This is a genomic window from Streptomyces sp. NPDC052052 (genome assembly GCF_040680455.1).
Classification (GTDB): domain Bacteria; phylum Actinomycetota; class Actinomycetes; order Streptomycetales; family Streptomycetaceae; genus Streptomyces.
The window spans coordinates 208,887-226,260 of record NZ_JBFAWU010000004.1; the positions used below are offsets into that span (position 1 = coordinate 208,887).

15 protein-coding genes are annotated in these 17,374 nt (G+C 70.4%); 8 read left to right on the forward strand and 7 right to left on the reverse strand.

The window, feature by feature from the left end:
- Nucleotides 1–135 precede the first annotated feature (135 nt).
- On the reverse strand, nt 136–810 hold the full coding sequence (locus tag AB0L71_RS06800) for a response regulator (RefSeq protein WP_365238812.1): 675 nt from the start codon (nt 808–810) through the stop codon (nt 136–138).
- Entirely contained in the window at nt 807–2,504 is a 1,698-nt protein-coding gene (locus AB0L71_RS06805; RefSeq protein WP_365238813.1) for an ATP-binding protein, read from the reverse strand. Before AB0L71_RS06805 ends, AB0L71_RS06800 begins: the two co-directional genes overlap by 4 nt.
- Before the next feature lie 155 nt (nt 2,505–2,659).
- Between AB0L71_RS06805 and AB0L71_RS06810 the strand changes: the two genes are divergently transcribed.
- The 3 genes from AB0L71_RS06810 to AB0L71_RS06820 all read left to right on the forward strand — a co-directional run bounded on the left by AB0L71_RS06810 (nt 2,660) and on the right by AB0L71_RS06820 (nt 4,884).
- Entirely contained in the window at nt 2,660–4,030 is a 1,371-nt protein-coding gene (locus AB0L71_RS06810; protein ID WP_365238816.1) for a cation:dicarboxylase symporter family transporter, read from the forward strand.
- Between the two features lie 101 nt (nt 4,031–4,131).
- The gene (locus tag AB0L71_RS06815) at nt 4,132–4,536 is read left to right on the forward strand and encodes a MerR family transcriptional regulator (RefSeq protein ID WP_365238818.1); all 405 of its coding nucleotides are present in this window, start codon (nt 4,132–4,134) and stop codon (nt 4,534–4,536) included.
- Between the two features lie 3 nt (nt 4,537–4,539).
- Entirely contained in the window at nt 4,540–4,884 is a 345-nt protein-coding gene (locus tag AB0L71_RS06820; RefSeq protein WP_365238820.1) for a thioredoxin domain-containing protein, read from the forward strand.
- Nucleotides 4,885–4,930: 46 nt separating this feature from the next.
- Here AB0L71_RS06820 and AB0L71_RS06825 read toward each other — a convergent pair whose 3' ends face one another.
- Complete coding sequence (locus AB0L71_RS06825) at nt 4,931–5,995, reverse strand: MarR family transcriptional regulator (RefSeq protein WP_365238823.1); 1,065 nt, start codon at nt 5,993–5,995, stop codon at nt 4,931–4,933.
- A gap of 425 nt (nt 5,996–6,420) precedes the next feature.
- Here AB0L71_RS06825 and AB0L71_RS06830 point away from each other — a divergent pair, with 425 nt between their 5' ends.
- Together AB0L71_RS06830 and AB0L71_RS06835 are read left to right on the forward strand one after the other, a co-directional pair.
- Entirely contained in the window at nt 6,421–7,653 is a 1,233-nt protein-coding gene (locus AB0L71_RS06830; RefSeq protein ID WP_365238825.1) for a helix-turn-helix transcriptional regulator, read from the forward strand.
- A 94-nt stretch (nt 7,654–7,747) separates the two neighbouring features.
- Nucleotides 7,748–7,978, forward strand: coding sequence for a hypothetical protein (locus tag AB0L71_RS06835; RefSeq protein ID WP_365238828.1), 231 nt, complete (start codon nt 7,748–7,750; stop codon nt 7,976–7,978).
- 55 nt (nt 7,979–8,033) lie between these two features.
- Here AB0L71_RS06835 and AB0L71_RS06840 read toward each other — a convergent pair whose 3' ends face one another.
- Nucleotides 8,034–8,996 carry a TIGR04222 domain-containing membrane protein gene (locus AB0L71_RS06840; RefSeq protein WP_365238830.1) on the reverse strand — a complete coding sequence of 321 codons (963 nt, stop codon included), beginning with the start codon at nt 8,994–8,996 and terminating at the stop codon, nt 8,034–8,036.
- Nucleotides 8,997–9,205: 209 nt separating this feature from the next.
- Complete coding sequence (locus AB0L71_RS06845) at nt 9,206–10,339, reverse strand: NAD(P)/FAD-dependent oxidoreductase (RefSeq protein WP_365238832.1); 1,134 nt, start codon at nt 10,337–10,339, stop codon at nt 9,206–9,208.
- Nucleotides 10,340–10,529: 190 nt separating this feature from the next.
- Between AB0L71_RS06845 and AB0L71_RS06850 the strand changes: the two genes are divergently transcribed.
- The 3 genes from AB0L71_RS06850 to AB0L71_RS06860 all read left to right on the forward strand — a co-directional run bounded on the left by AB0L71_RS06850 (nt 10,530) and on the right by AB0L71_RS06860 (nt 13,364).
- The gene (locus AB0L71_RS06850) at nt 10,530–11,156 is read left to right on the forward strand and encodes a helix-turn-helix domain-containing protein (protein WP_365238835.1); all 627 of its coding nucleotides are present in this window, start codon (nt 10,530–10,532) and stop codon (nt 11,154–11,156) included.
- A gap of 199 nt (nt 11,157–11,355) precedes the next feature.
- Nucleotides 11,356–12,030 (forward strand): winged helix-turn-helix domain-containing protein, encoded by a 675-nt coding sequence (locus AB0L71_RS06855; protein ID WP_365238837.1) that lies wholly within the window; start codon nt 11,356–11,358, stop codon nt 12,028–12,030.
- A complete protein-coding gene (locus tag AB0L71_RS06860) occupies nt 12,027–13,364 on the forward strand; it encodes an MFS transporter (RefSeq protein ID WP_365238840.1) in 1,338 nt (445 codons plus the stop codon). The genes AB0L71_RS06855 and AB0L71_RS06860 overlap by 4 nt, the downstream gene beginning before the upstream one ends.
- A gap of 104 nt (nt 13,365–13,468) precedes the next feature.
- Here AB0L71_RS06860 and glgB read toward each other — a convergent pair whose 3' ends face one another.
- Both glgB and AB0L71_RS06870 read right to left on the reverse strand, forming a co-directional pair.
- Nucleotides 13,469–15,814 carry a 1,4-alpha-glucan branching enzyme gene (glgB, locus tag AB0L71_RS06865; RefSeq protein ID WP_365239115.1) on the reverse strand — a complete coding sequence of 782 codons (2,346 nt, stop codon included), beginning with the start codon at nt 15,812–15,814 and terminating at the stop codon, nt 13,469–13,471.
- A gap of 128 nt (nt 15,815–15,942) precedes the next feature.
- Nucleotides 15,943–17,343 (reverse strand): maltokinase, encoded by a 1,401-nt coding sequence (locus tag AB0L71_RS06870; protein WP_365238842.1) that lies wholly within the window; start codon nt 17,341–17,343, stop codon nt 15,943–15,945.
- Nucleotides 17,344–17,374 lie beyond the last annotated feature (31 nt).

A 17,374-nucleotide genomic window follows, 5' to 3' on the forward strand; every position in this document is an offset into this window, starting at 1 on the left:
GACGAATGCACGGCCCCACCGTAGGGGCCGCCGCGTGGTCTGACTACGGGGCAGCCCGTCCGGCAGCAGGGCTCGTAGGAACGTCCAGTACCGGTTCGGCCCTGATCCACCGGGCCGGCCCGGTGCGGGACGTGGTCAGTGGGCCTGGGACACCCACCGGTAGTACAGCTCCGGACGCCCGACGTGGCCGTACACCGGAGTGCGCACCGCGCGCCCCACCGTCACCAGATGTTCCAGATACCGGCGCGCGGTGATCCGCGAGATGCCCAGCTCCGTCCCGGCCGCACTCGCGGTCACCCCGTCCGGGGCGGCGCGCAGGACGCGGGTGACGGCCTCCAGCGTCGGCCCGCTCAGGCCCTTCGGCAGCCGCGTGGGCTGCGGCGCGCGCAGGACGCCGAGCGCTCGGTCGACCTCGTCCTGGCCGCTCGCCTCACCGGCCGCCGCGCGGAACTCGGCGTAGCGGACGAGTCGGTCGCGCAGGGTGGCGAAGGTGAACGGCTTGAGTACGTACTGGACGACCCCGAGCGAGACGCCTTCCCGGACCACCGCCAGATCGCGCGCCGAGGTCACCGCGATGACATCCGCGGTGTGCCCGGCCGCCCGCAGTGAGCGCAGCAGGTGCAGGCCGTGCCCGTCGGGCAGATAGAGGTCCAGGAGCAGCAGATCGACCGGCGTACGGTCCAGCGCCCGGACCGCCTCCGCGCGCGAGTGCGCGACCGCGGCCACCACGAACCCGGGGACGCGTCCCACGTACAGCCGATGGGCGTCCGCGGCAACGGGATCGTCCTCGACGACCAGCACCTGGATCATGCGAGGTGCTCCTTCGGGGCGCGGGACCGGGTACGGGCAGCCGATGCGGGGCCGGTCGCGGTCAGCGGCAGCCGCACCGTGAACTGCGCGCCGCCGTCCGGCCCGTGGCCCAGTACCACCGTGCCGCCGTTGCGGTGCACCGCCTGCTGCACGAGGGCCAGCCCGATGCCGCGGCCCGCGCCGTGCGTCGACCAGCCGCGGCCGAACACCTCGTCGGCGTCGTCCGGATCGATTCCGGCCCCGGTGTCCGCGACCTGCAGCAACAGCTCCCCCTCCTCGGCGAGCGCGGTGACGGTGACCCGGGCGCGGGCGGCCCGGCCGGGTCCCGCCCCGCGTTGGGCCGGGATGGCAGGGGCGCCGGGCTCACCCGTCGCCGCCTCCGATGCCGCGTCCACCGCGTTGTCGATCAGGTTGCCGAGGATCGTCACCAGGTCCCGCGGCGGCAGTGCCTCGGGCAGTGCGCCGTCGTCGATCAGGCTGTCGTCGGCGAGCACCAGGTCCACGCCCCGTTCGTTCGCCTGCGCCGCCTTGCCGAGCAGAAGTGCCGCCAGGACCGGCTCGGCGACGGCGCCCACCACTTGGTCGGTGAGGGTCTGGGCGAGCTCCAGTTCGGCCGTGGCGAAACCCACCGCCTCCTCGGCCCGGCCCAGTTCGATCAGCGAGACGACCGTGTGCAGCCGGTTCGCGGCCTCGTGCGCCTGCGAGCGCAGGGCCTGGGTGAACCCGCGCTCGGAGTCCAACTCGCCGGAAAGCGCCTGGAGTTCCGTATGGTCGCGCAGTGTCACGACCGTGCCGCGCTGCTCCCCGCCGACCACCGGACGGGTGTTGATCACGATCACCCGCTCCGCCGTGAGATGCAGCTCGTCGACCCGTACCTCCGAGGCGAGCAGCGCACCGGTCAGTGGCACCGGCAGATCGAGATCGGCGACCCGGCGCCCGACCGCATCGGGGCCGAGGCCGAGCAGTTCGCGCCCCGCGTCATTGATCAGTGCGATCCGACGCTGCCCGTCGAGCATCAACAGTCCCTCGTGCACCGCGTGCAGTGCGGCCTGGTGATAGTCGTGCATCCGGCTCAGCTCGGCGGCGTTCATCCCGTGGGTGTGCCGCCGGAGCCGGGCGTTGATCACATACGTACCGGCGCCACCGAGCACCAGCGCCGCGCCCGCCGCCAGGCCCAACGCCCGGAGTTCCGCCCGTACCTGCGAGGAGATCCGGTCGACCGTGATCCCGGCGCTGACCAGCCCGGTGATCCTGCCGCCGTCCCGGATCGGGGTGACGACCCGGATCGAGGGCCCGAGCGTGCCGGTGAACGTCTCCGTGAACGTCTCACCGCGCAGCGCCTGCGCGGTGTGTCCGAGAAACTCCTCACCGATCCGGCCGGTGTTCGGGTGCGTCCAGCGGATCCGGTCCGGGGACATGATCGTGACGAAGGCGATCCCGGTGTCCCTGCGGACCTTCTCCGCGTACGGCTGGAGCACGGTGGACGGGTTCGGGGTACGGATCGCCTCCCGTACGGACGGCGAGTCGGCGATCGCCAGCGCGGCCGCCCTGACCTGCCGCGTCGCGGTGTCCTCCGCCTGCCTGCTGCCGGAGACGTAGGCGAAGAGCGCACACCCGGCCACCACGGCCGCCACCAGAACCACCTGCATGACGAAGAGCTGGCCGGCCAGGCTGCGGGGGCGGGGAAGACGCATGCCACCAGTCTGCCTGGCCGAAAACATATGAACGAAATGAACGTAACCGTGACCGCCCGCAAGCGGAGCGGGATATTCGCCGGGGCCCTGTACCACCGGACAGGCCCTTGCCCCCCAGGGACGGGGAGCGACCCGGACGAATCGAGGAGAAGCCCGTGGGAGTGGCAGCCGCCAAGCGGGACCGCACACATTATCTGTACATCGCCGTGATCGCGGCGGTCGGTCTCGGCATTCTCGTGGGCTTTGTGGCCCCGGATTTCGCCGTTGAGCTCAAGCCGATCGGCACCGGCTTCGTCAACCTCATCAAGATGATGATCTCGCCCATCATCTTCTGCACGATCGTGCTGGGCGTCGGTTCGGTGCGCAAGGCCGCCAAGGTCGGCGCGGTCGGCGGCCTCGCCCTCGGCTACTTCCTGGTGATGTCGACCGTGGCGCTCGCCATCGGTCTGCTCGTAGGCAACCTCCTGGAGCCCGGCCAGGGCCTCCACCTCACCGAAGCCGTGCGCTCGGCGGGTGAGAAGCAGGCGGCGGGTGCCAGCGAGTCCACCACGGACTTCCTGCTCGGCATCATCCCGACGACGATGGTCTCCGCCTTCACCGAGGGTGAGGTGCTGCAGACCCTGCTGATCGCCCTGCTCGCGGGCTTCGCGCTCCAGGCCATGGGCTCGGCCGGTGAACCGGTCCTGCGTGGCATCGGCCACATCCAGCGCCTCGTCTTCCGCATCCTCGCCATGATCATGTGGGCGGCTCCGGTCGGCGCGTTCGGTGCGATGGCCGCGGTCGTCGGTGAGACCGGCGTCGACGCCCTGAAGTCCCTCGCTGTCATCATGATCGGCTTCTACATCACCTGCGCGATCTTCGTCTTCGTGGTGCTCGGCACCATCCTGCGGCTGGTCGCCGGCGTCAACCTGTGGCTCCTGCTGAAGTACCTGGGCCGTGAGTTCCTGCTGATCCTCTCCACCTCCTCGTCGGAGTCCGCCCTGCCGCGGCTCATCGCCAAGATGGAGCACCTCGGGGTGAGCCGCCCGGTCGTCGGTATCACCGTGCCGACCGGCTACTCGTTCAACCTCGACGGCACCGCGATCTACCTCACGATGTCCTCGCTCTTCATCGCCAACGCGATGGGCGACCCGCTGAGCGCGGGCGAGCAGATCTCGCTCCTGCTCTTCATGATCGTCGCCTCGAAGGGCGCGGCCGGCGTCACCGGTGCAGGCCTCGCCACCCTCGCGGGCGGCCTCCAGTCGCACCGCCCCGGACTCGTCGACGGCGTCGGCCTGATCGTCGGCATCGACCGGTTCATGAGCGAGGCCCGCGCTCTGACGAACTTCGCGGGCAACGCCGTGGCCACCGTCCTGGTCGGCACCTGGACCAAGGAGATCGACAAGGAGCGGGTCGGCCAGGTCCTCTCCGGTGCGCTCCCCTGGAACGACTCGATGCTCAACCAGGGCGGCGACCACGCCGACGGCACCGGCCCCGTGCCGGAGCAGCGCGGCGGGGACGAGAAGCCCGTCGAGGCGAAGGCGTAACCACGCGCGCAGCAGAGACGAGGGCCGCCGCGGGAGATTTCCCGCGGCGGCCCTTTTCGCTTGTTGCCTTGACGTCCGCGTCAAGGTCTACCGTCGCCGGTATGCGAATCGGGGAGCTGGCCGAGCGGGCGGGGACGACCACACGGACTCTGCGGTACTACGAGTCACGCGGACTGCTGCCCGCGCGGCGGGCCGGCAACGGGTACCGCGCGTACGACGAGGACGATCTGCTTCTCGTCCAACAGATCCGAACCCTCCAGGACTTCGGGTTCGAACTGGAGGAGACCCGGCCGTTCGTCGAGTGCCTGCGCGCAGGCCACCCGGCGGGCGACGCCTGCCCCGCCTCGCTCGCCGTCTACCGACGCAAGCTCGGCGAACTGGACATGCTCATCGAACGGCTCCAGGCGGTACGCGCCCAGGTGGGCGAGCAGCTCGCGAGGGCCGAGCTGATGGCCGGGGCGGAGCTTCCACACGGTCCGGAACCACGTTGTGAACTGGGAGGATGACAGATGATCCATGCAGCAGAGGGAGTGGCCGAGGTCACCGACGCCACCTTCGACACGCAGGTGCTCGGGGCCCGCCTTCCCGTGCTGGTCGAGTTCACCGCCGACTGGTGCGGCCCGTGCCGCCAACTCGCCCCCGTGCTCACCGCCGTCGCCGCCGAGCTGGCCGGACGCATGGAGGTCGTCCAGCTGGACGTCGACACCAACCCGGTCATCGCAGGCCGTTACGCGGTGCTTTCGGCGCCGACCCTGATGGTGTTCCGCGCGGGCGAACCCGTGAAGTCGATGGTGGGCACCCGGCCGAAGCGCCGACTGCTCCAGGAGCTGGAGGACGTGATCGGGACGGGGTGAGGCGCCGACGGTCCGGGCGTGTGGGCGCGAGGGGCGTGCGGGCGTGTCAGGGGCGCTTGAGCATGCCCCGCAGCCCGGCGACCAGCCCGCGTACGTCCCGTTCGGCATCCGTGTCCGTATCCGCATCGGCGCCGGTGGCCGGATCGCTCGCGTGGTCCGGGGCGGGTGTGCGGCAGGTGCGGCAGAGGCCGTCGGGGAGGGCTTGGGGCGGGCCGGGGGTGCCGCATTCGGTGCACTCGATCATCAGGCGGCGTGGGGCTGGGCCGCCTGGTGCGGCCGGTGTCGGGGCGGTGGGCAGCTGCGGCGGGATCTTGTCGTCGAGGCGGCGGCGTACGAAGCCGACGGGGGAGTTGATGTGGGTGGGTAGGCCGGCGGTGAGGGCGTGGGTGAGGTAGGTGGCGTCGACGCCTCTGGTGAACCATCGGGATGCCAGGGGTTCCAGGGTGGTGCAGTCGGCGGCGGAGAGGGCCAGGCGCGGTTCGGTTCGGCCCAGTTGGGCCAGGGCGAGGTAGGCGGGGGAGGGGTGCGCCGAGGGTGGTTCGGGGGTCCGCTGCTGCGGTACGGCGGGAACAGGAGCGGGTACGGCGGCTACGGCTGGGGCAGCGGGGGCGACAGCGGCAACGGGAGCAGCCGGGGTCGGCTGGGCGGCGGGCTCGACCGGTGCCTCCGCAGCGGGGGCCAGGACCTGGGGTTCTCTTCCGGCTCGGTGGTTTTCGGTGTCCAGGAAGGCGCTCCACCATTCGTTGTCGTGGGCGGTGCGGGACCAGTAGGTGCGGGTGACCCAGCGGACCTTGCCGGGGCTCTTGACCTGGCACTGGACCTGCCGCAGATGACCGGCCACGCCCAGTGCCCGCAGGGCGCTGCCGACGCCCATCTGTCCGTACAGGGGGAGGTCCCGGGCCAGTGACTTGATGTCCATGGCCGAACCGTCGGGGAGGTGATCCAGGTATCCGGCGATGTAGCGCTCACGCTCGGGCAGCAGCATGAAGTCGTCGGCGCGCGGCGGCTGTTTGTCCGGAACGGATCGCTTGCCGTAGCCGGGGTTGGCCTTTGCGTACGGGCCGGAGGGTGCGGGGATGCGTGGAGCGGGGCTAAGGTTCTGGGTAGCCACGAGATCGCCTCATTCGATCTTGGGGTGAGGCCCCGGCCCGGTGAGCGAACACCGTGTCGGGGTCGTTTCTTTGGGCACCGTAAGCAGCCGCGACAGCGCGCCGCAAGCTGGTCCGGATTAGTCGTACTTGCTGTTCGTGACGGGGCAGGGAGGTAGGGAGGGTTTCCCCAAACCCCTTATTTCCCGCACCGGTTGACCAACAGCGCTCGAATCACGCAGCTCGGATCTCGGCGCTCGGATCTCGGCGCTCAAGCGCCGAGAACGGGGCGTTTTCATACCCACGAAAGAGTGAGTGGGTCGGTCCCGGAGCTCGGAGCTCGGGTTCCGGGCTGCGGGACCGAACGCGGCACCCTCGGGCGTGACGTGTCACGCATGTCGTACTTCGGTGGCCTCCAACGGACGTACGCTGAAAGGGAGGTGATCCGATGTCGCTGTCCGAGAACATTCGCAACTTCCGGCGCTGCCTCGGCCTGAGTCAGGAACAGCTCGCCGAGCAGGCGGGCCTTTCTCTGGGCGTCGTACGGAAGGCGGAGCAAGGCGGAAGTGTGCGGGTCGAAACACTCCACACACTGGCCAGGACGCTCGGCACCACCACATCCAGTCTCTTCGAGACCGCGGCTCCCGAGCCTGTCCGTGGGGACGAAGGCGACAGCGTCCGCCTCATGGAACTGCGCCGCGCACTCATGCCTCCGATCGGCCTCGCTGAACTCCTCGCGGAACCGGAGCAAGGGATCAGCCTGGCGTCCGTCCAGCGTGACATCGACGACTCCCATGCCCTCTACCAAGCCGATCACTACGACTCCGTCGCGAAGCGCCTGCCCGGCATCCTGCGCGGCGCCGAAGCCGCCGTCGCGCTGAGCGATGCGGGGGAATCACGGCGGAGGGCCACCGTCGTCAGGGCCGGTGCGTACCTCCTGGCAGGTAAGTACCTCACTCAGATCCGGCGCTACGACATGGCGTACCACGCTCTCTCGCTCGGTATCAGGGATGCCCGCGAGGCCGGACAGACGCTCCTCGCCGCGACCGGAGTCGTCGGTATGGGGTGGCTCCTTCTGCGGGAGGACAGGTTCGATGAAGCTGAGCACCTGGCCACCGTCACGGCTGACGAGATGGAGCCGCGCATGTCCCACGCCACCCCGGGGCAACTCGCCGTCTGGGGCGAGCTGTGTCAGCGTGCAGCCGCCGCGGCCATGCGGAACAACCGCCCCGAGATCGCCAAAGAGGCCCGGCGCATGGCTGTCACCGCGGCCTCTGCCCTGGATGTCGAGCACGTCGATTTCCGGGAGCACTGGACCACCTTCGGGCCTGTCACGGCCGAGATGAAGGCAATTGAAGATCTCTCCCTCATCGGTGACGCCCGCGGAGTGCTCAGCCGGGCCGACGAAGGAACACTGAGCCGCAAGGCGCTGAAGAAGTTCGGTCGACCGAGCGCGAACAACTGGGACCGGCACCGCCTCGACGTCGCCAGAGCCCATGCGATGCTCGGCTCCCACCAGGATGCGATGGACGAGCTGAACGCCATCAGGCGGTCCTCGCCCGAGTGGATCAGGCACCAGCGCATGGCCCGCCACATCATGAGCGACATCCTGGCCAAGCGGAAGCGAACCCTCACAGAGGACATGCGTGACATGGCGGTCCACCTGGGCGTCGCCGGGTAGCAACCACGGAACGTGGTGCCTCCCGTTGGGTGACTGTGAGAGTCCCACACTCCGTGTCTGGCCTGGTCTTTTGTTCGTACGTACCGTCTTCGGCATGGAGAACAACCAGCAGGCCGTCCCCCGGATCGGGGCGGTAGTCAAGGACGTGCGGACCGACCGCTTCGGCGTCGTGTTGGCCACCATCGGCGGGCGTGTTCAACTCCGCCCGGTCAGCGGCGGCATGTCGTGGGATGCCGAGCCGGACGGTATCGAGGTGCTCTCCTCGCGCCAGGAGCTGACCGTCCGCCTCGCAGCTCTCAACGCCGAATCCAGGCGGGGAACGTGAGCGGACTACGCGCCGTCGTGGGCCCTGCGCCGCAGTGCAACAGTCCTTCAAATGTTCAGTAGTTGCCGCCGCCACCGCAACTACTGCCGCAGCTGCTGCCGCCACCGCAGCTGTGATGGTGGCCTCCCCCGTCGTACCAGGAGCCGTGCGAGCCGTGGGAACTGCCGTAGCTGTCGGAGCCATGGGCTCCGTGGGCGCCATGGCCCCCGCTGCCGTAGTCCGTGCCCCGGTCGTCCTGGTCCGAGTCGAGCGCCTTGCCGTACCTGACCAGCATCCGCCCCACCGACGGCAGTCGGCCCCCGTCCTCGTCCCGCCACTGCCGGGGGCGTCGCTCGCCCGGCAACCCGCCCCGGCCGTCGAACACCACCGCCCCGAGTGCCGTCGCGGCCCACGGTTCGCTCCTGCGTAACGCTGCGAGGCGGCGACGGCCCACCGGAGTCAGCAGGTCACGCGCCGGACAGAGGACGTGCACGGCGAGACAACAGGCGCCCGCCGCGAGGAACGGGAGGGACTGCTCCAACCCCCGCGGGAGGGCGAAGGCTGCCAGGACGACGGTGCCGAGTGCCACGGTGAGCAGGGCCCGCGCGGCGAACAGCCGGGCTCGTGCACGCGCCGGGCTCAGCATCAGGCCGTGCGAGACGAGCCGCTCGCCGATCTCGCTCACCGCCCGTGTCCGCGCGGTTCGTGGACGCAGCAGGGTCGGGGACGCACTTCTGGATGCCCGCCACTGCTCGACCAGTGCGTGCTCCACCGGATGGGCCGGTTCTGTCCCGGGTTCGAGCAGCCGGAGTCGCCCGCCCGGGCGGAGCTCGACGGCCGTGCCGTCGCCCCACAGGGTGTGCAGGGCGGCCTCCACCACCCGGTTCGGGCCCCCTGCGAGGAGAGCGGCCTCGTACGGGCCCAGGACAGGGGCGTGCTTTCGGTGCATCCGGCCCAGGCGCCGACCGGACAGGAGGAGGGAGGAGACGCAGACGGTCAACGCGACCGTGACATCGATGAGGGCAAGAGTGGTCCACATGGCAACCGCCCCGATCCGGCTGTGCTTCGGATGAATGTGCGTATGCGGGGGATATCTCCGCGTGAAGCATGGCTAATCCGAACAGGTCCTTTTTCAGAGGTTGTTCTGAGCTTTGCTCCGTCGGGACTTGTCTGTGTCGCGGTCAGTCGCCCGGCTCGCCGGTCGGGGCTTGCTGTGAAGCGGGGCTCCGAGACCGTTCTGAGCAGTGGTCAGTGGTTGCCTTGGGCGGAGAAGTCGGGCAGCTGGGTGGACAGCAGATGCTCGGCGGCACCGTCGAGGAGCTGGGCCATCTCCGTGGAGCGGGGCAGCATGGTCTTTTCGTAGGCGTGGATGGCGTCGTCGACGGTGTCGTGGCGTGCGAGGGCGAGGGCGAGTTCGCACGCATCCAGCATGGCCAGGTTGACCCCGACACCGAGTGGGGGCATGAGGTGGGCGGCGTCACCCAGCAGTGTCACCGTGGAGCTGTGCTCCCAGGAGTGCGGGACGGGCAGGGCGAAGATCGGGCGGTCGACGTAGAGGCCGTCGTTGTCGCTGATCGGCCGGCGCATGCTGGGTGACCAGTTGCGGTAGCGCTCCAGAAGGACGGCGCGGATGCCGTCGGTGTTCTGGGGGGTGAGGCCGCCGGCGGTGATCCAGTCGGCCGGGGCCCGCTGGATGAGGTAGACGCGGATGTGGTCGCCGCTGTTGCGCTGGGCGAACAGGCCGCGGTCGCCATCGGCTGCTGCCGCGCCGCCCTGGCCGACCAGTTCGGCGATGTCGGGGTGCTGGGCCTCGACGTCGTGGAACCAGGCTTCGAGGAAACTCACGCCGCTGTACTGGGGGATGGCCGGGGAAATGACGCGGCGGACCTTGGACCAGGCGCCGTCGGCGCCGACCACGAGGTCCGCTTCGACGGTAGAGCCGTTGGCGAAGTGCAGCTGCCGGGGACCTTCGTCGGGGCCGCTGATGGCCTGCAGGGTATGGCCCCAGCGTACGGTGCCGGGCTGAAGCGAGTTGAGCAGCAGATCGCGCAACTGGCCGCGGTCGATTTCCGGCTTGAACCGCTCGCCCATCTCGGGGACGTGGTGGAAGAGGACCGTGCCGGCCGGGTCCAGCTGGCGCATCTCCTGGCCCTCGGGGCGGGCCAGTTGAAAGAACTCCTCCAGGAGGCCGGCTTCTCGCAGAGCGATCTGGCCGTTGTCCGCGTGCAGGTCGAGGGTGCCGCCCTGGTTGCGGGCGTCGGGGCCGGCGTCGCGGTCGTAGACGGTGGCGGTGATGCCGTGCCGCTGGAGGATGCGGGCGCATGTCAGGCCACCGGGGCCGGCGCCGATGATGGCGATGCGGGGTGCGGGAGTGGTGTTCATGGTGGTGCTCCGTTCGTTCCGTGTGGTGGTGCCGCGACTATCTGCGGCTGACGGGGGAGGGCAGGTCTTGCCGAGCGTAGAGGGGGCCGGGCAGCGCCTCGCGACCGTCGCACCAGAAAAACACACCGACTCAATAAGTGCAACGACTCAACTTTTAGAGTTGATTAACCGAAGAGGGTAGGGTGTCGGTATGCCCAGCACTACGACCGACACCGCGACTGGTTCCTCTCCTGCGCCGATGGGTCGCCGCGAGCGCAAGAAGGCCGCCACCCGTCAGGCCATCGCCGACGCCGCCCTGCGCCTGTTCCTGGAGCGCGGATACGACGAGGTCGGCATTCGCGAGATCGCGGACGCCGCCGACGTGTCCACCACCACGCTGTTCAAGCACTTCCCGGTCAAGGAGGCCCTCGTCCTCGACGAGGAAGCCGACCAGGAGACCCGCCTGCTCGCCGCCGTCCGCGAGCGCCCCAAGGGTCAGTCCATCCCCGCCGCGCTGCGGGAGCACACCCTCGCCACCCGGCTGGCCGCCGCTGACGGCGACGCCCGCTTCATCGCCTTCGCCAACCTGGTGACCAGCACCCCCGCACTGCGCGACTACGCCCAGAACATGTGGCTGCGCCACACCGCTGCGCTCGCCCAGGTCATCGCCGAGGAGAGCGGCCTCGCCGCGGGCGACCCCGCGTGCACCGCCCTGGCCCACTTCGCCCTCGAAGCCCCACACGCGGCCCACACCCACGACAACCCCCGCCAGGTCATCACCCGGGCCTTCGACCTCCTGGAACACGGCTGGAGTGCACTCGCCCAGAGCGAGGTGTGAGCAAGCGTCCTGCCGGGGAACGACGTGCGGTCCGGGCGGCCCGGTGTTGATCGAATGCCGGGGCTCCGGTGTCCAAGGGGCGGTCGGGACATGAGCCGTGGGACTTCGTGAGCGAGCTGAACTGCCAAAGGGTTCTTCGCGAAGATTTCTTTGCGAAGAACCCTTTGCGAAGAGCTCTTTGCGGTCTATCGTGTGTCGCATGGCTGATGCAGTGGAGAGGCCGGATGGCCCGAACGTTGTAGAGAACTCCGAGAACTCGGTGGTGCTGGACGCCAAGGGGCTGCGGGCGCTGGCGCATCCCGTGCGGGTGCAGTTGGTCGGGCTGCTGCGCAAGTACGGCCCGTCGACGGCCACCCGCCTCGCGGAGCGGCTGGGCGTGAATTCCGGGACGGCCAGCTACCACCTCCGGCAGCTCGGCGCAGCCGGGTTCGTCGAGGAGGACACCGAACGCGGCAACGCGCGAGAACGCTGGTGGCGTTCGGTGCACCGGACGACCTGGTTCAACGATCCGGAGCTGGCCGAGCAGGAACCCGAGGCCGCACTGGCCTACCAGCAGTCCCTCGCCGCCATCTATGGCCTGCGTACGCAACAGACCCTGAACGCGCTTCAGACGATGCCCCGCGCATGGCGGAACACCTTCGACATGAGCGACTGGTCCCTGCGGCTCACGCCCGAGGAAGCCGCCTCCCTGTCACGGGAGTTGACGGAAGTCGTCGCACGCTACCGGCGAGACGAGCCGGAGTCCGCGGCACGTGCCCCCGAGGGAGCCGAACGGGTCGCCGTGATCACGCAGATCCTGCCCGAACTGGACGCGCCTGCCGCGTCATCGCTTCCTACCGGCCCTCAGGAAGCGGAAGGGAGCCCGACGTCATGACCGACGACACCTCGGAGGCCGGCGGCATACCCGGCAAGAGGTCCTTACGGCCGCTGGGCGGGGTGCTGGCGGCCATGGCCGTGTCACTGACCGGCACTCGGATCTCCGTGGTGGCACTGCCCTGGTTCGTCCTCGTCACCACCGGCAGCGCCACCCAGACCGGTCTGGTCGCCTTCTGCGAGATGACCCCCTACGTGGTGGTCAAGGCGTTCACCGGACCACTGGTGGACCGGATCGGCCCGCGGTCCGTTTCCTGGACCGCCGATCTGACCAGCGCGATCGCCGCTGCCATGGTTCCCCTGCTCCACACCCTGGACCTGCTGTCCTTTCCGCTCCTGCTGGCCCTGGTCGCGCTGATCGGCGCGGCCCGGGGACCCGGCGACCTGGCCAAGGAGGTGATGGTCCCGGAGGCGGCCGAGCGCGGCCGGGTGCCGCTGGAGCGGGCCACCGGTCTGTCCGGGGTGACCGAGCGGCTCGCCTCCACCGTCGGTCTGGCGGTCGGTGGATCCCTGGTGGCGCTGCTCGGTCCCCTGACGGGGCTCGCCGTCAACGCGGGCTGCTTCGCCCTCGGATCGGTGCTGATCAGACTCGTGCTGCCTCGTGGCATGGGATACGCGGTCGAGGAAGCCCCCTCGCAGGCCGACGGAACAGAACCGGGTTACTGGCGGCGGTTCGGTGAGGGCTTCACCTTCCTGCGCGGCGAGCCGTTGCTGCTCACCGTCATCGTCATGGTCGGCATCACCAACCTCCTGGACGCGGCGTGCACCTCGGTGCTCGTACCCGTCTGGGCCAGGGAGTCCGGCAACGGGCCGACCGCGATCGGCCTGATGGGCAGTGTGATGGGGGCCGCGGCGGTCGGCGGAAGCCTGATCGCTGCGGCGGTCGCGCACCGGTTGGGGCGGCGGGTGGTGGTTCTCGCCGGGTTCCTGCTGGCCGGGGCACCGCGGTTCCTGGCCCTCGCCTTCGATGCCCCACTGGGAGTGGTGCTGGCCGTCTTCGCGGTCAGTGGGTTCGGAGCCGGCTTCGTCAACCCGGTGCTGGGGGCCGTCCTCGTCGAGCGGGTACCGCGCCGGATGCTGGGCCGGGTCAACGCGCTCGGTGACTCGCTGGCCTGGGCCGGTATCCCTCTCGGCGGGCTGATCGCCGGGGCGGCGGTGACCGCTGTCGGACTCGTGCCGGTGCTGCTCGCCTGCGGTGCCGCGTACTTCCTCACCACGAATCTGTCCGGACTGCGGCCGGAATGGCGCGAGATGGACCGTACGCGTGGGCGGGGCGTCCTGAAGCCGCAATCCAAGGAAGACGCCTCACAAGACAGTGCGAATGCAGCCATGTGACGTTGACGGGAGTGGGGTGACCAGCTGGTTGCTGAGAGAGCCGGTCGAGGGGTGCGGCGGCCGGAGCTCCGGCGGGGCCCGCCGCCGCAGGCCCCGCCCCTGGCTCACACCGGCTTCAGCCAGACCGTCGCCAGCGGCGGCAGCGTCATCACGATGCTGCCGGGCCGGCCGTGCGCGGAGACGCGTTCGGCCTTCAGCGGTTCGGGGTGGTGTACGTCGCTGCCGCCGTACCGGGCGGCGTCGGTGTTGAGGACCTCCGCCCACGCGGCCCGGTCGCCGAGGACGTTCGGGACGCCGATGCGGTAGTCGTGCCGCACCACCGGGGAGAAGTTGCTGACGGCGAGCAGTGGCGAGCCGTGCGCGTCGTAGCGCAGGAAGGCGAAGGCGTTGTCCTCGGTCGCGCCCCCGTCCACCCAGTCGAAGCCCTCCGGGTCGGTGTCGAGCTGCCAGAGCGCGGGGGTGGCGGTGTACACCGCGTTCAGGTCGCCGACCAGGGTGCGTACGCCCCGGTGGTCGCCCTCCCACTCGTATGCGGGGTCGAGCAGCCACCACTCCGGGCCGTCCTCGACCGACCACTCCGCACCCTGGGCGAACTCCTGGCCCATGAAGAGGAGTTGCTTGCCCGGGTGCGCCCACATGAAGCCCAGGTAGGCCCGGTGGTTGGCCCGCCGCTGCCACCAGTCGCCGGGCATCTTGCTGACCAGCGCCTGCTTTCCGTGCACCACCTCGTCGTGCGAGATCGGCAGGATGTAGTTCTCGCTGTACGCGTACACCATCGAGAAGGTCATCTCGTTGTGGTGGTACTTGCGGTGCACCGGCTCCTTCGAGACGTACTGGAGGGAGTCGTGCATCCAGCCCATGTTCCACTTCAGCCCGAAGCCGAGACCGCCGAAACCGTCGGGCCCGACATGGTGGGTGGCGCGGGTGACACCGTTCCAGGCGGTGGACTCCTCGGCGATGGTGACGACCCCCGGATTGCGCCGGTAGACGGTGGCGTTCATCTCCTGGAGGAAGGCGACGGCGTCCAGGTTCTCCCGGCCGCCGTGTTCGTTCGGCGACCACTGCCCGTCCTCGCGCGAGTAGTCGAGGTAGAGCATCGAGGCCACCGCGTCGACCCGCAGCCCGTCGATGTGGAACTCCTCGCACCAGTACGTGGCGTTGGCGACGAGGAAGTTGCGCACCTCCTTGCGTCCGTAGTCGAACTCCAGCGTGCCCCAGTCCGGATGCGCCGCACGCGACGGGTCCGAGTGCTCGTACATCGGGCGGCCGTCGAACTCCGCGAGCGCCCAGTCGTCGCGCGGGAAGTGCGCGGGCACCCAGTCGACGATGACCCCGATCCCGGCCCGGTGCAGTGCGTCGACGAGGAACCGGAAGTCGTCCGGTGTGCCCAGGCGGGACGTCGGGGCGTAGAAACCGGTGACCTGATAGCCCCACGATCCGCCGAAGGGATGCTCGGCGACCGGCATCATCTCCACGTGGGTGAAGCCCAGTTCCTTCACGTACGCGGGGAGTTGGGCAGCCAGCTCGCGGTAGCCGAGCCCCGGACGCCAGGACGGCAGATGCACCTCGTACACCGAGAACGGCGCCCGGTGCACCGGTACATCGCCGCGGTGCGCCATCCACTCCTGGTCCTGCCACGCGTGGTGTGAGGCCGTCACGATCGAGGCGGTGGCGGGCGGGACCTCGGTACGGCGGGCCATCGGGTCGGCGCGCGTGGTGTGCGAACCGTCCGGGCGGCAGATGTCGAACTTGTAGAGCGTGCCCTCGCCGATCGCGGGCAGGAACAGCTCCCACACCCCGCTGGCTCCGAGCGAACGCATCGGGAAGCCGGTGCCGTCCCAGTAGTTGAAGTCCCCGGTGACCCGCACCCCACGGGCGTCGGGGGCCCAGACGGTGAACCGGGTGCCCGCGACGCCCTGGTGCTCCAGGGGATGCGCACCGAGCGCGGTCCACAGCTCCTCGTGGCGCCCCTCGCCGATCAGATGCAGATCGAATTCGCCGAGTGCCGGCAGGAACCGGTACGGATCGTGCACCTCGATCTCGTCGCCCTCGTAGGCGACCAGCAGCCGGTACTCGGGGAGCGAGGGCATCGGCAGCAGCCCGGAGAAGAGACCGTCGCCGTCGTCGTGCAACCGCGCCCGCAGCCCCTTGGCGAGCACGGTCACGGACCGTGCGGTCGGGCGCAGCACCCGGATCGTCACGCCGCCGCGGGCGGGATGGGCGCCGAGCAGGTCGTGCGGGGCGTGGTGCTCACCGTGCAGCAGCCGGGCCCGGTCGTGGTCGTCGAGCGGGCGCGCAGGCCGTACGCCCTGGCTGCCGGCGCCTCCGTGGAGGCGCGGCGGCGCGCCCCGCTCGCCCGAGGACCTCGTCCGTCCGGTCGGCGCGGCCGGTTCCGGCGGGGCCGCGGGGGATGCCGTCCCGGCCGGGGTCAGCAGCGGGATGTGGGGGATCTCGGTGGCGGCGGGGGTGGTGCGGGACGGCTTGTGGGCGGTCACGGGGACTGCCTCCTCGGAGGTGTGGTCGGTACGGAACGGGGGTGGGGGAGGAGCGGCGGACGGGGCGGAAGGGCCCCCGGTCCTCAGTCGGCGGCTGTCGCCAGGCGGTGGATCGCCGCCATCGGGACCGGAAGCCAGTCGGGCCGGTGACGCGCCTCGTACAGCACCTCGTACACCGCCTTGTCCGTCTCGTGGGCGCGCAACAGCTCCGGTTCGCTGCGCGGGTCGACGCCCGAGGCCTTGGCGTACCCCTCGCAGTAGGCGTTCCGGCACCGTGCCGCCCACTCGTCGTTCCACGGGCGGTGCGAGCGGGCCGCGTAGTCGAAGGAGCGGAGCATGCCGGCGATGTCGCGTACCGGAGGCTGCGGGCGGCGGCGCTCGGGCAGGGGTCTGGCCGGCTCTCCCTCGAAGTCGATCAGGGACCAGAATCCGTCGGCGGCGCGCAGGGTCTGGCCGAGATGGAGATCGCCGTGGATCCGCTGGGCCGCCCAGTTGCGGCCCCGGTGGCCCAGGGCGGCCACCGCGTCGAAGGCGGTGCGCAGCCCGGGGACGTAGGGCACCAGCGCCGGTACCGCCTGTGCGGCGTCCTCCAGCCGCCGCACCATCGCGGCGGCGAGATGCTCGGTCTGGGAGCGGCGCAGGGCGGGCGTGGGCAGGGCGGTGGCCAGCGCGGTGTGCACCTCCGCGGTGGCCCTGCCGAGGGCGTGCGCCTCGGCGGTGAAGTCGAGACCGGAGGCCAGTGCGCGCAGGGCGAGTTGCCAGCCGTCCTGTGCGCCGCGCAGGAACGGCTGCAGGACGCCGAGGGTGAGCGGCTGGGGGGCGGTGGCCTCGAACCAGGCGACGGGGGCGGGCACCCGTCCGCAGCCCTCGCGCGCGAGCGCGAGTGGGAGTTCCAGATCGGGGTTGGTGCCCGGGAAGACCCGGCGGAAGATTTTGAGGATGTAGGAGTCGCCGTAGACCAGTGAGGTGTTGGACTGGTCGGTGTCGAGTAACCGCGGTGCCATTCCCGCGGTGATGGGGGCGTCGCCCCGGTCGAACCGCAGGGCGCCGATGCTGCCCGGGATGCGGAACCGCTCCAGCAGGAGTCGGGCCACCCGCGGGTCGTGCATTCCCTCGTAGACGTAGCGGCCGGCGAGCCGGCCCGCGGGCGCCCGGCCGATGAGTGCGGGGGCCAGCAGCGGCGGCAGCACGGACCGTACGCCGAGCAGGAGTTGGTAGCAGTCGTCCGGCGACTGTGCGGGCAGTGAGGGCTGGTGGACCCGGACCAGCAGATGGAGCAGTCCGATCCCGGTCCGGGTGCCGGCGTGGCCGGTGTGCATCGGCAGCATCTCGGTCGCCGACACCAGGGAGAACGCGGTGATCGGCCGCCCCTTGCCCGCGAACCACCGCTGCCGCGGCAGCCATTCGTGCAGCAGGGGAGCGAGTGACGGGAGCAGGGCTGTGCTGTCGGTCAGGGCGACCCGAGTGGATGCAGCCTCCGACATGGCAACGCGTCCTTTCCCCGGGCACACCACA

Coding starts and splice junctions, on each gene's coding strand:
- AB0L71_RS06800 (WP_365238812.1), bottom strand. CDS start 810: ATGATCCAGGTGCTGGTCGTCGAGGACGATCCCGTTGCCGCGGACGCC.
- AB0L71_RS06805 (WP_365238813.1), bottom strand. CDS start 2,504: ATGCGTCTTCCCCGCCCCCGCAGCCTGGCCGGCCAGCTCTTCGTCATG.
- AB0L71_RS06815 (WP_365238818.1), top strand. CDS start 4,132: ATGCGAATCGGGGAGCTGGCCGAGCGGGCGGGGACGACCACACGGACT.
- AB0L71_RS06820 (WP_365238820.1), top strand. CDS start 4,540: ATGATCCATGCAGCAGAGGGAGTGGCCGAGGTCACCGACGCCACCTTC.
- AB0L71_RS06830 (WP_365238825.1), top strand. CDS start 6,421: ATGTCGCTGTCCGAGAACATTCGCAACTTCCGGCGCTGCCTCGGCCTG.
- AB0L71_RS06835 (WP_365238828.1), top strand. CDS start 7,748: ATGGAGAACAACCAGCAGGCCGTCCCCCGGATCGGGGCGGTAGTCAAG.
- AB0L71_RS06840 (WP_365238830.1), bottom strand. CDS start 8,996: ATGTGGACCACTCTTGCCCTCATCGATGTCACGGTCGCGTTGACCGTC.
- AB0L71_RS06845 (WP_365238832.1), bottom strand. CDS start 10,339: ATGAACACCACTCCCGCACCCCGCATCGCCATCATCGGCGCCGGCCCC.
- AB0L71_RS06850 (WP_365238835.1), top strand. CDS start 10,530: ATGCCCAGCACTACGACCGACACCGCGACTGGTTCCTCTCCTGCGCCG.
- AB0L71_RS06855 (WP_365238837.1), top strand. CDS start 11,356: ATGGCTGATGCAGTGGAGAGGCCGGATGGCCCGAACGTTGTAGAGAAC.
- AB0L71_RS06860 (WP_365238840.1), top strand. CDS start 12,027: ATGACCGACGACACCTCGGAGGCCGGCGGCATACCCGGCAAGAGGTCC.
- AB0L71_RS06870 (WP_365238842.1), bottom strand. CDS start 17,343: ATGTCGGAGGCTGCATCCACTCGGGTCGCCCTGACCGACAGCACAGCC.